Origin of the sequence: Rhizobium sp. N621 (assembly GCF_001664325.1) — a bacterium.
Classification (GTDB): Bacteria; Pseudomonadota; Alphaproteobacteria; order Rhizobiales; family Rhizobiaceae; genus Rhizobium; species Rhizobium esperanzae.
The window spans coordinates 1,065,445-1,077,512 of the sequence record NZ_CP013495.1; the positions used below are offsets into that span (position 1 = coordinate 1,065,445).

At 63.6% G+C, this 12,068-nt stretch carries 8 protein-coding genes; 5 read left to right on the forward strand and 3 right to left on the reverse strand.

The window, feature by feature from the left end; genetic code table 11:
• Positions 1-55: 55 nt before the first annotated feature.
• Positions 56-226, reverse strand: a complete 171-nt coding sequence (locus AMK00_RS32410) for a hypothetical protein (protein WP_167377176.1) — start codon at positions 224-226, stop codon at positions 56-58.
• On the opposite strand from AMK00_RS32410, the gene AMK00_RS05200 reads away from it, so the two are divergent.
• Positions 225-1,361 carry a Fic family protein gene (locus AMK00_RS05200; protein WP_064809780.1) on the forward strand — a complete coding sequence of 379 codons (1,137 nt, stop codon included), beginning with the start codon at positions 225-227 and terminating at the stop codon, positions 1,359-1,361. The genes AMK00_RS32410 and AMK00_RS05200 overlap by 2 nt on opposite strands.
• A gap of 210 nt (positions 1,362-1,571) precedes the next feature.
• Here AMK00_RS05200 and AMK00_RS05205 read toward each other — a convergent pair whose 3' ends face one another.
• Positions 1,572-2,177, reverse strand: coding sequence for a TetR/AcrR family transcriptional regulator (locus tag AMK00_RS05205; protein ID WP_064809781.1), 606 nt, complete (start codon positions 2,175-2,177; stop codon positions 1,572-1,574).
• Positions 2,178-2,288: 111 nt separating this feature from the next.
• On the opposite strand from AMK00_RS05205, the gene AMK00_RS05210 reads away from it, so the two are divergent.
• The 3 genes from AMK00_RS05210 (at position 2,289) to AMK00_RS05220 (ending at position 6,794) form a co-directional block, all read left to right on the forward strand.
• On the forward strand, positions 2,289-2,975 hold the full coding sequence (locus AMK00_RS05210) for a PspA/IM30 family protein (protein WP_064809782.1): 687 nt from the start codon (positions 2,289-2,291) through the stop codon (positions 2,973-2,975).
• A 47-nt stretch (positions 2,976-3,022) separates the two neighbouring features.
• Positions 3,023-3,304 carry a YiaA/YiaB family inner membrane protein gene (locus AMK00_RS05215; RefSeq protein ID WP_011424367.1) on the forward strand — a complete coding sequence of 94 codons (282 nt, stop codon included), beginning with the start codon at positions 3,023-3,025 and terminating at the stop codon, positions 3,302-3,304.
• Between the two features lie 94 nt (positions 3,305-3,398).
• Positions 3,399-6,794: an acyl-[ACP]--phospholipid O-acyltransferase gene (locus AMK00_RS05220; protein WP_064809783.1), complete on the forward strand. Its 3,396-nt coding sequence runs from the start codon at positions 3,399-3,401 to the stop codon at positions 6,792-6,794.
• 374 nt (positions 6,795-7,168) lie between these two features.
• Here AMK00_RS05220 and AMK00_RS05225 read toward each other — a convergent pair whose 3' ends face one another.
• On the reverse strand, positions 7,169-8,362 hold the full coding sequence (locus tag AMK00_RS05225) for a TCR/Tet family MFS transporter (protein ID WP_064809784.1): 1,194 nt from the start codon (positions 8,360-8,362) through the stop codon (positions 7,169-7,171).
• Positions 8,363-9,025: 663 nt separating this feature from the next.
• Between AMK00_RS05225 and AMK00_RS05230 the strand changes: the two genes are divergently transcribed.
• Complete coding sequence (locus AMK00_RS05230; protein WP_064809785.1) at positions 9,026-12,001, forward strand: NAD(P)-dependent oxidoreductase; 2,976 nt, start codon at positions 9,026-9,028, stop codon at positions 11,999-12,001.
• Positions 12,002-12,068 lie beyond the last annotated feature (67 nt).

Consider the following 12,068-nt stretch of genomic DNA (forward strand, 5'->3'; position numbering starts at 1 on the left):
GGAGGAGCAGCGTAGAGTTTTGCCTCCCGGTCCAAGAGTCAAATCTCGTTGGCTCTCAAAAAAGAGCAATTTCAGATCTCAAGCCGGGTTGACTCTCACGAGGCACACTCAAAATAGTTTGTCTTTCAATATCTGCGGTTTTTGATAGACAAGCCTCGTTGAATTGATAATGATGCAGACAAGGCTGTTTGCCTGGCAAATTTCCTGAAATCTGAAAGTCAAGCATGGTCAAACATCCGAACCTCGACCTATCAGATGCTGTAGAATATCACTACGACCAGTTTCCTCCAGAGAGGATTGACGCCAACCAGCTTATAATGCCCATTGCTTCGGCATCAGCCGCGCTTGCCCGCTACGATCAGATGCTCAAAGGCATGCACAATAGCGAAATCCTGCTTGCGCCACTGCGCAATCAGGAAGCTGTCGTCTCATCCCGAATGGAAGGAACCGTAAGTACTCTCGACGAAGTCCTGCGGTATGAGGCAGATCGGGAGGAAGGCGGTAACGAGCCGGAAGGCCATTATCGAAATGAAGCGATCGAAGTCTTCCTCTATAGCCGAGCCCTGACCGCGGCGCAGCGCAGTATTGAGCAAGCCGCGCCCCTTTCAAGCTTCCTTATCAAGAGCGCTCACAAGGTTCTGCTCGGCTTTGGCCGAGGTGCACATCTTTCTCCCGGTGAATTCAAGGTTGAGCAAAATTACCTGGCCGACCGCATGCGCCGCAAAGTGCATTTTGTCCCGATGCGTCCGGAGCAGCTCAATGATGGTATGGAGAGACTTTTCTCATTCGTCGAAGATAGGAATTGGCAGATACTGATCAAGACGGCCGTCGCCCACCTTGAGTTTGAGGCATTGCATCCGTTCAAGGACGGCAATGGCCGGATCGGGCGAATGCTCATTACCCTGATGCTATGGAAATATGGAGCAATATCCGCTCCTCACTTCTACATTAGTAGCTACTTCGAGGATCGACGCGACGAATATATTGACAGGATGCGCGAGGTTTCGAAGTCCGGTGCGTGGACCGAATGGGTTGTGTTCTTTCTAGAGGCGCTTGAAACCCAGGCTAATAAGAACCTTGCTACCGCAGAACGGATTCGCGACCTTTATGACGAGCTTAAGCGGGAGTTTCCGCAGATCCTCACATCTCAATGGAGCACCTCGGCTCTGGATTTTTTGTTCTCGCGTCCCGTCTTCCGGAACAATGTATTTACAAGCAAGTCGGGGATTCCGGAAGCAACTGCGCACCGGTTCACGCGCATACTAGTCGAGAAGGAGCTCATTAGAACATTGGAGCCCTCCGCAGGCAGGCGTCCGGCTCTGTACAGCTTTGAGCCACTGCTGCGGATTGTGCGCGAGTAGCTGGCGCCGGCCCAGGGAAATTTACCGCTCGGGATATCTTGGCGACATGGAATGGGTTGAGGCCGCGAAATTTCCCGGTCGGTAAAATCGTTGGCGGTTTTGTTGGGCGGGCATGGATCCTCGGCTCAAGGCCGAGGAAGACGGAGTGTGTGGGAGCGTTTCTGCCAAGCTCCAACCTCACCACCCCGCAGCCGCACCAACCTCCACCAATTACCGTCTCCGCTCCGCCCCCGCCGCAATCGTCACCACCAGCTCGTCCACCTCGCGCGCCAGCCGTTCCAGCGGCAATCCGACGAAGCGGCCTTCGAGGCTGATGCTGACGACCCCGTGGACGGCGCTGAAGAGGGTGCGGGCGCGGATGGCGCGGTCTTCGAGGGGCATGTCGGGCTGCAGTTCGGCGAGCGGTTCGGCGATCACGTCCATCAGGAAGAGGTGTTCGTCGAGGTGCCATTGCGGCGTCGGGCTGGTGTCGGGGGGGAAGTGGTCGAACAGCGCCTTCCAGAGGTTGCGGTGCTCGACGGCGAAGGCGAGGTAGCCCTGGGCGAGGTTGCGCAGCCGGTCGGTCGGGCTTTTGTCGCGGGCTTCGGGCAGCGTCAGCTTCGCCTCCAAGGCCTTCAGCGTCGACGAATTGACGTGGATGACGAGCTCGGCGAGGTCGGAGAAGACGGTGTAGAGGCCGCCGAGCGCGCAGCCCGCGTCCTGGGTGATGTCGCGGGCGCGCAGGTTGGTCAGCCCGTCGCGGGCGATGCGTTCGCGCGCCGCCTCGATCAGCCGCGCCTTCAATTCCCAGCGTTTTTCTTCTCGCCTGCCGGCCATTCACCATTCCATTTCGATTTTTTGAACGACGTTCAAAAATTATCTTGAACGTCGTTCATGATTCTGCCATAACAGCACTCGTGAACAACGTTCATAAACCGGAGGCAAGAAATGTTCAAACTGATTTCTATTCTCTTGCGGGGCAGGGCGCATGATGCCGAGCAGGCCTTTGCCGATCGCCACGCCGTGCCGCTGCTTGCCCAGCAGATCCGCGATGCGGCGCAATCGATCCAGTCGGCGCGCCGCAGCGTCGCCGTCGCCATCGCCCAGAACGAGCAGGAGAGGGCGCAGCATCAGACGATCGTCGGCCGCATCGCCGATCTCGAGAGCCGCGCCATCGCGGCGCTCGGCAAGGGCAATGACGGGCTGGCGCGGGAAGCGGCCGAGGCGATCGCCTTTCTCGAAGCCGAGCGCGATGCGTCGGAAAAGGCGCAAGCGCAGTTCACCACCGCAATCGTCAAGCTGAAGGGCATCGTCCGCGCCGCCGAGGCGCGGCTGCAGGAGCTGCAGCGCGGCGAGCGGCTGGCGCGGGCGACTGAAGAGGCGCAGAAGCTCGATGTCGCGGTCGCCGGCTCCGGCCTGGCGACACTCGACGATGCCGAGGAGACGCTTGCCCGCCTTCGTCTGCGCCAGAGCCAGAACGAGCTGACGGCCGCCGCCCTAAAGGACATGGAAAGCGCCACGCGGCCGGCCGGCATCATCGAAAAGCTTGCCAAGGCCGGCTGCGGCGCTCCGCTCACTTCGTCTGCCGATGACGTGCTCGCCCGGCTGAAGAGCCGCATCACGCCGGCCGCCTGAATTCATCCATTCAACCATTCACCCCTAAAAATTGAAGGGCCACTGCAATGAACGACAGTTTCCAGAAACATTCCGCCAGCTGGGTCAGCTTCTCCTACATCTCCTTCGGCGCGGCCGCCTTCATGCTGGCGCTCGGCCTTTACATGATGCCGCTCGATCTCTGGGGGAAAGGCTATCTCGCCATGGGCATATTGATGCTGGTGCAGACGACGGTGAACATCACCAAGACGCTGCGCGACAATGCCGAATCCGAAAAGCTGATCCGCAAGGTCGAGGATGCCCGCACCGAAAAGCTGCTCGTCAAATTCAATCGTAGCGATGAAGATTGATCTTCCTTAACTACAGCGCAGAGTTGTTGCCGCATTCAACCAATGGGTAACAACTCTGTGGCCTTCTCGAGCTGCCTAAAGAAGGACTCCCGCCGTGCAACACAATCTGATGACGTCTAGAAAATTCGCGCCGCTGTTCTGGACCCAGTTCCTCACGGCCTTCAACGACAATTTCCTCAAGAATACGCTCGTCTTCCTCATCCTCTTCAAGATGTCGGCAAGCGAGGGCGCGGCTTTGGTGACGCTTGCCGGCGTCATCCTCATCGTGCCCTTCCTGCTGCTTTCGGCACTGGGCGGCGAAATCGCCGACAAGCACGACAAGGCCAAGGTGGCCGAACTGCTGAAACGCTGCGAGATAGCTATTGCCGCCCTTGCCGTCGTCGGCCTCGGCTTCTCCTCGATTTTTGTTCTGATGGCGGCGCTCTTCGGCTTCGGCATCATCTCGGCGCTGTTCGGGCCGATCAAATACGGCATCCTGCCCGATCATCTCGAACGTCGCGACCTGCCGAAGGCCAATGCCTGGATCGAGGGCGGCACCTTCATCGCCATCCTCGCCGGCACGATCATCGCCGCACTCGCCTTTTCCAGCGGCGACAATGTGCTGCTGTTCGGCTCGATGATGATGGGGCTGTCGCTGCTCTGCTGGCTGGCGAGCCGGTTGATCCCGCCCACCGGCTCCAAGGCGTCGGATCTGGAAATCGACCGCAATGTCATCCGCTCCAGCTACACCCTCGTGCGGGAAATCCGCGAGGACAAGCGGCTGTGGCGCTCGGCGCTGATGAACTGCTGGTTCTGGCTGGTCGGCGCCTTCGTGCTGTCAATCCTGCCGACCATGGTGACCGAGCTGCTCGGCGGCTCCAAGCTCGTCGTTCCAGCCTATCTCACCGTCTTCGCCATCGCCGTCGCTGTCGGCTCCGGCATTGCCGCCTGGATGTCGTCGGGCCGCATCGTGCTCCTGCCGGCCCCGGTCGGCACCGCGCTGCTCGGCCTCTTCAGCCTCGATCTCGCCTGGAACCTCTGGGGCCTGCAATCCACGACCCATGCGACGACGATCCTCGATTTCTTCGCCGGTCAAAACACCATCCGCGTCGCCATCGATCTCGCCGGCATGGCGATCTCGGGCGCCTTCATCGCCGTTCCCACCTTCGCCGCCCTGCAGACCTGGGCGCATGAGGACCGCCGCGCCCGCGTCATCGGTGCGGCCAACGTGCTCTCGGCGCTGTTCATCACCGTCGGCCTCGGCCTCGTCGCCGTCATCCAGGCGCTCGGCGCCTCCATCCCTGAGATCCTGATCGGCCTCGGCATTCTCAATTTTGCCGTCGCCTGGCTGATGCTGAAGACGCTGCCGACCAACCCTTTCCGCGATTTCATCTCGATCCTGTTCCGCGCCTTCATGCGCCTCGAGGTCGAGGGGCTGGAGAATATCAAGAAGGCCGGCCGCGCGCCGATCATTGCGCTGAACCATGTCAGCCTGCTCGACGGTGCCTTGGCGCTCGCCATCACCGAGGAGGAGCCGACCTTCGCCGTCGATTACAAAATCGCCCAGGCGTGGTGGGTGCGGCCCTTCCTGAAAATGTGCAAGTTCCTGCCGCTTGACCCGACAAAGCCGATGGCGACCCGCTCGCTGATCAAGGTGGTGCAGGACGGCAGCCCGATCGGCATCTTCCCCGAGGGCCGCCTGACGGTGACGGGCACGCTGATGAAGGTTTATGATGGCGCCGCCATGGTCGCCGACAAGACGGGCTCGATGGTGGTGCCGGTCAAGATCGACGGGCTGGAGAAGAGCTATCTCTCCTATCTCGATAACGGCAAGATCCGCCGCCGGCTGTTTCCCAAGGTCAAGGTCACCATTCTCGAGCCGGTGAAGCTCGAAGTGCCGGCCGAGCTGAAGGGCCGCAAGCGCCGCACGGCGGCAGGTGCCGCGCTCTATCAGGTGATGTCGAACCTGTTGTTCGAGACCGCCGATACCTCGTCGACCGTGCTCGGCCGCGTCATCCAGGCGGCCCAGGAGTTCGGCATGAAAAAGCTCGCCGTCGAGGATCCGGTCACCGGCAGCCTCACCTATGGCAAGCTCCTGACCGGTGCCGCCGTGCTCGGCGCCAAGTTCCGCGCCCGCTTCCCGGAGGACAACATCGGCGTCATGCTGCCGAATGCCAATGGCGCCGCCGCCACCATTCTCGGCGTCATGAGCGCGGGCAAGGTGCCGGCGATGCTGAATTTCACCGCAGGCGCCGCCAATATCCTCTCCGCCTGCCGGGCGGCCGAGGTGAAACATGTGCTGACCTCGCGCGCCTTCGTCGCCCAGGCCAAGCTCGGCCCCGTTGTCGAGGAGCTGCAAAAGCAGGTGACGATCGTCTGGCTCGATGATTTGAGAGCCGAGATCGGCGCGCTCGACAAGATCCGCGGGCTGCTGCGCAAAGGCCGGCCGCTGGTGAAGCGCCAGCCGGATGATCCGGCCGTCATCCTCTTCACCTCGGGCTCGGAGGGCACGCCGAAGGGCGTGGTGCTGACCCACCGCAACATCCTGTCGAACGCCGCCCAGGCCGCCGCCCGCATCGATTTCCACAGCGGCGACAAGGTGTTCAACATCCTGCCGGTCTTCCATTCCTTCGGGCTGACGGCCGGCACGGTGCTGCCGCTGATCTCGGGCGTGCCGGTCTATTTCTATCCCTCGCCGCTGCATTACCGCATCGTGCCGGAGCTGATCTATGTCTCCAACGCCACGATCATCTTCGGCACCGATACTTTCCTCAACGGTTATGCCCGGACGGCGCATCCTTATGATTTCCGCTCGATCCGCTACATCTTCTCCGGCGCCGAGCCCGTGAAGGCCTCGACCCGCCAGACCTATATGGAAAAATTCGGCCTGCGCATCCTGGAAGGTTACGGCGTCACCGAGACCGCGCCTGTTATTTCCATCAACACGCCGATGTACAACCGCTCCGGCACGGTCGGCAAAATCCTGCCGGGCATGGAGTGGAAGCTCGAAGCGGTGCCGGGCATCGATGAGGGCGGCCGGCTGCACGTGCGCGGCGCCAATGTCATGGCCGGCTATCTCCGCGCCGAAAAGCCCGGCGTGCTTGAGCCGCTCGCCGATGGCTGGCACGACACCGGCGACATCGTCACCATCGACGAGGACGGCTTCGTCAAGATCCGCGGCCGCGCCAAGCGCTTCGCCAAGATCGGCGGCGAAATGATCTCGCTCGCCGCCGTCGAAACGCTCGCCGCCGAGCTCTGGCCCGGCGCGCTCTCGGTCGTCTCGTCGCTCCCCGACCCCAAAAAGGGCGAACGCCTGGTGCTGCTCACCGAAGCCGAAACCGCCACCCGCGCCGAATTCCTCGCCTTCGCCAAATCGAAGGGGGCGATGGACATGATGGTCCCGGCCGAGGTCACCATCGGCAAGGTGCCGGTGCTCGGCTCCGGCAAGGTCGATTTCGTCGCGGCGCGCAAGCTCGCGGAAAGCGTGGCCGAGAAGGGGGAGGCGGCTTAGCTTCGGAGGCGTCGCGTCCTGTGGCCCCCCTCTGCCCTGCCGGGCATCTCCCCCACAAGGGGGGAGATCGGCAAGTGGCCAAGGCTCGGTCCCACTCTGCCGATATTCCAAATGGCAATTGTTTGGGGAAGCCCTAACGTCTATCCGATCTCCCCCCTTGTGGGGGAGATGTCCGGCAGGACAGAGGGGGGTGCCCCCTGCCACGCAGCCAACAGACGCACGCTGCCATTGCCGGCCTCTGGCAGGAGCGTCCCCTCAACCTCCCTCATTCCTGTGCTCGTCACAGGAATGAGGGAGGAGAGATGAGTGCCTGCCCGGCAGGGCAGAGAGGGGCTCCCCGCTACCACGCGCCAACAGAAGCGCACCACGACCGGCTAACTCACCGCCGCCCGCTCCGGCATCTTCAGCCGCAACCCCAGAACCAGCGGCACGGCAAGCGCGTAGACGGCGACGACCGAGAGCCAGATGGCGCCCGGCCATTCCGCCCTGAAGAGGAAATAGAGGCTGGAAAAGCCGAGCGGCGCGACGATCGAGGCGAGGCTGACGGCCGAGGCCAGCACGCCCTGGAACTGGCCCTGGCTGTTCTCGTCGACCTGCCGGGTGGCGAGCGATTGCAGCGCCGGCACGCCGATGCCGCCGAGGGTGAAGATCGGCATGATGGCGAAGATCATCCAGCCCTGGCCGACGAAGGCCATGACGGTGAGCGCGAGTGAGACGCCGGCGACGCCGGTGAGGATGGCGCCGCGTTCGCCGAGCAGCCGGACGGCCGGCCCCGGCAGCAAAGCCTGGGCAAACGTCTGGCAGATGCCGAAGGCGCCGAGTGAGAGGCCGATCGACAGCCCGTTCCAATGGAAGGCATCGCTGCCCCACAGCGCCCAGCAAGTGCCGTAGGCCTCGCCGGTGGCGCTGAAAATGAAGAACAGGGTGACGATCGGCAGCAGGCTTTTGACCTCCAGCACCGCGCGCAGCGGTTTCAGCGGATTGAGCGCCGCAAGATTGATCGTCTCACGGCTGCCCGGCCGCGATTCCGGCAGGACGAAGATGGCAAGCAGCAGGTTGGCGCCGTTCAGCGCGGCGGCTGCGAGGAAGGGAAGCCGCAGCCAGTGATCGCCGAGCACGCCGCCGGCGACCGGGCCGATGATGAAGCCGAGGCCGAACATGGCGTTGAACAGGCCGAAGCGGCGGGCGCGTTTCTCCTCCGGCGAGATATCGGTGATATAGGCGGTGGCCACCGAGATATTGGCGCTGGTCAGCCCGGCGATCGCCCGGCCGATGAACAGCAGGGTCAGATTGGGGGCAAAGGCGAGGAACAGGTAGTTGACGGCGGCGCCCGCCAGCGAAATCAGCAGCACCGGCCGGCGGCCGAGCCGGTCGCTCAGCGCTCCGAGCACGGGGGCGAAGATGAACTGCATCAACGCGTAGAGCGCGGTCATCGCGCCGATCGTGGGCGCGACGTTTGCCGCATGGGTGATGTCCTGCAGCAGCGACGGCAGGATCGGAAAAATCAGCCCGATGCCGACGGCATCGAGGACAATGGCGGTGAAGATGACGATGAGGGATCTGGTCATGGGTGCGTTCCGGGTCGACGCGAGCGCACAAGCGCCGACAGAGTGCGCCGATGGCTCACGATGAGGCCTGATCTGGTCAGGCACTGGTTTCAGGGAGGTGCTGGCCGCACCATGGCCGAGGCGCATGGAGGGCGTGTGCTCGACCGCCTGGACGACCCATTCGTCCACCTGTTTACTCCGCCACTGAGCGGATCAAGGGAGGCAGTCGCTTTTCGCGACGGGCAAGACATACGCCGGAAGGTTGCGCGCGGCAAGCCCGTTTTTGTGTGGGGGGTGGTTGCGGCTGTGACGCTTTGTGACGCCGCACTCGCGGTTCGCTCATCGCGCCCGGCGCGCTTTTGGTCCCGGCACTACCTCTCCTCCTCCATCCCGGGCACCACTTCTCCTCCGTCAAGCCCTGGGATGACGGAGAGTGTGGGTGGCTTTGTTGCCAGACGCACCGGCGATCCAGCTCGCGGCACCACCTCTTCTCCTCAGTCATCCCAGCACCGCCGATCTGCAGACTGGAAAGCGGATCGCATCCCGCCGCCCATCGCGCCATCATCAACGATACGGCCACCAATGACGCGTTTCGCCTGTCGTTCGGCGCATATGAGGTTGTCTCGCCGGAACAGTGGCTTCACCATGAAGGCAACTTCAGCTCCGGACAGAGACAGGCAGGCCATGACAGATATCGCGCAGATGCAGGAACAGCGATTGAACGCCCTTCGACAGACCGCGTCGGGTGCGCCGAAGCTGCCGTCCAACCCGTTCTTCGGCGTCGGGCCGATCACCGATGCGACGACGGACGAGGTCGATAGCCGCCTGCGGCGCATCGCTTTCGACGCCTGGATCGAGCAGACCTATCGCAAGTTCGACGACAGGGGCAACGATATCGGCGGCTTCACCACGGCCGAGATTTCCCGCAGCATGCATCGCGGCTATCCGGCCGATAAGATCCTCACCGACATGATGCGGGCGATCCATCGCTATTTCGGCTTCCCGAAGGAGAACCGCATGGCGGTCGGGCTCGGCGGCGGCCATAGCGGTTTCACCGTCTGCATCCAGCACCTGATGAATGCCAATGACGCCGGCCAGCGCATCTATGTCGATACGCCGCGGCCGGAGAGCGATCCGTCCAAGGCCGCCGGCTTCTTCCGCCAGTCCTGGGCGACGCAGCTGATCGAGATGCAGCGCTTCGCCGAAAAGGGCTGCGAGAGCCGCATTCATTTCGCCGCCTCCGAGGGGGTGATCCCGACGGCGGCCGAGCTTTCGGCCCTCGGCGTGTCGATCTTCGTCGGCGTCGGTCATGAGACGACAGGCGCCAATGCCTATACCAGCGGCGAGATCCGCGAGCTCCTCTCCTGGCTCGACGGCGATCCGGCCAACCGCCATGCGGTGTTCGACGCCACCTCGATGCTCGGCGCCATGCCCTGGGAGCCCGAGCTCGTCAGCGCCGTCATGGCGAAATGCTGCCTGTTCATGCCGTTCCAGAAGGCGATCGGCGGCATCTCCGGCTATTTCGTCGCCTCCTTCACCCCGCATGCGCTGGCGCTGATCGAGAAGAACCAGCAGGATCCCGCCTGGGCGATCCCGCGCCAGCTGAAGATCGCCCCGCCGATCGATCCGCGGCAGCCGTTTTCGGCCAAGCGCTCCGTCGATGCCGGTCCGTTCTACGATCCGGCCGAAGACCGCATGCTCGGCGGCGTCATCAACACCTACAGCGCGCTCGCCTTTGCCGAGACCACCTTCGGCCTGCTGCAGTCCGAAGCCCGGGTCGGCACTATCGTCGAGCTCAACCGCCGCTCGGCCGCCAACCGCGCCGTGATTGACGAATGGGTCAAGTCGCACCCGCTGCTGTCGCTGACCGTCACCGATGCCGAGCGCCGCGGTGCGGCCGTGACGCTTTTGAAGGTCGAGGACGACGGCATCAGCGATGCCGTCATCCACGCCCGCATCATCGCCCGTTCCAAGCAGCTGCTCGGTTATGAGGGCATCACCCATCCGAACGGCGAATACGAGCCCGGCCTCGATGCGGCCCGCTACGTCAATGCCTTCCCCGGCACCCCCGGCGATTACCGCGCCTGGGTCGGCGGCATCCGCGAGCCCGAAGATGTCGTCGCCCTGCTGGAAAACCTGCAATATGCCTATCTCAGAGCCAAGATCGTCGTGCTCGAAGAGGAGCTCGCCAAACACGGCGTCACCTTCGAGGCCCCCGTCAAGGCCGATGGCGCCGTGCGCAAGGACGATCCGAACCGCGCCTATACGGTGCTGATCGCCGATCTCGTCGGCCTGCGCTTCGGCGCCGGTGGCGAGCCCGATTACAGCGAGGTCAAGGCCTATATCGAGGAGAAGGGCGGCAGCTTCCATCTTGGCCCGCTCAGTGATCGTGCAGGCCTGGAAAAGGGCCGCATCCATTTCTTCTACCAGCCGAATCTCAGCACCGAGGCGGAGATCCTGCCGCAGACCGACAAGGGCCAGTACGACGCGCTGATCGCGGCGGCGACCTTCATCCCGAAGTCCTCCGTCTTCCCGCTCGGCGGCGTGCGCATCGGCGCCGGCACCGGCAATATGGGCTCGGCCTCCTGGGGCGGCGGCAATGGCGAGGGCGGCAATGCGCCGCTGATGAACACGCCCGGCATCAACAGCCGCGCGACCGCCCAGATGGCTCTGAAGGCGATCCTGAAGGTCATGCCCGACCTGCCGGTCGACCGGCTGCACCGGATGGTCGCCGGCGGCGATTTCGATACCGGCCGCCAGCTCAAGGATTTCCCGACGGCCAAGCTCGAGGGCCGCAAGCTCGCCGTTCTCGGCTATGGCAATATCGGCCGCGAAGTCGCCAAGCTCGCCAAGGCCTTCGGCATGACGGTGGCGATCTATGCCCGCGAGCATCACAAGCGCTGGATCGAGGCCGAGGGCTTCGACTATGCCGCAAACCCGGTCGAAGCGGCAAGCGGCGCCGACGTGCTCTCCGTCCATATCGGCCTCGGCCGCCTGGATGCCGCGACCGGTACTTATTCCAATGCCGGCACCGTGAATGCGCAGGTGCTCGGAGCCATGAAGGACGGCGCGGTGCTGGTCAATTACGACCGCGGCGAAGTCGTCGATGCCGCCGCGCTTGATGCAGCCCTTGCCTCCGGCAAGATCGCCCATGCGGCGATCGACGCCGATCTCTTCAGCGATGCCGCGACCGGTACGCTCAGCGGCCCGATGCTGCCCTACCTGCCGCTCGAAGCGCGCCACAAGGGCAAGCTGGAACTCCTGCCGCACGCCGCCGCCGACACCGACCACCCCTCGCGGGTGACCGGCGCCAAGCAGGCGGTCGACCAGATCTTCGACGTCATCCGCTTCAAGTCGGTCGTCAATCTGAAGGGCGACCTGCCGGAGGGTTACGTCTCCGCCGGCAGCCGCACGCCGGCCGGCATCGGCAAGGTGACGAAGCAGGTCGTCGCGGAGGCCGGCGGCAAGGCTGAGCTGCTGGAAGAGCTGCGCCGGACCTCGGAAAAGATCGCCGCCATCACCGGCGCGCTGTCGGCCGTTTCCGATCCGGATCACCGCGGCCGGATCGTCGAGCGCTACACCGCCCTCCTGGTCGAAAACGCCGACCGGCAGCGGGCGCTTCTCGACCAGCTCGGCCTGTACGGGCCGGCGGAGGGGTGAGACCATTGACGGCACGGCGAGTGGCGATGGTTTCCTGTCGCTGACGCCGTGCCGTGCCGCCCCCTCA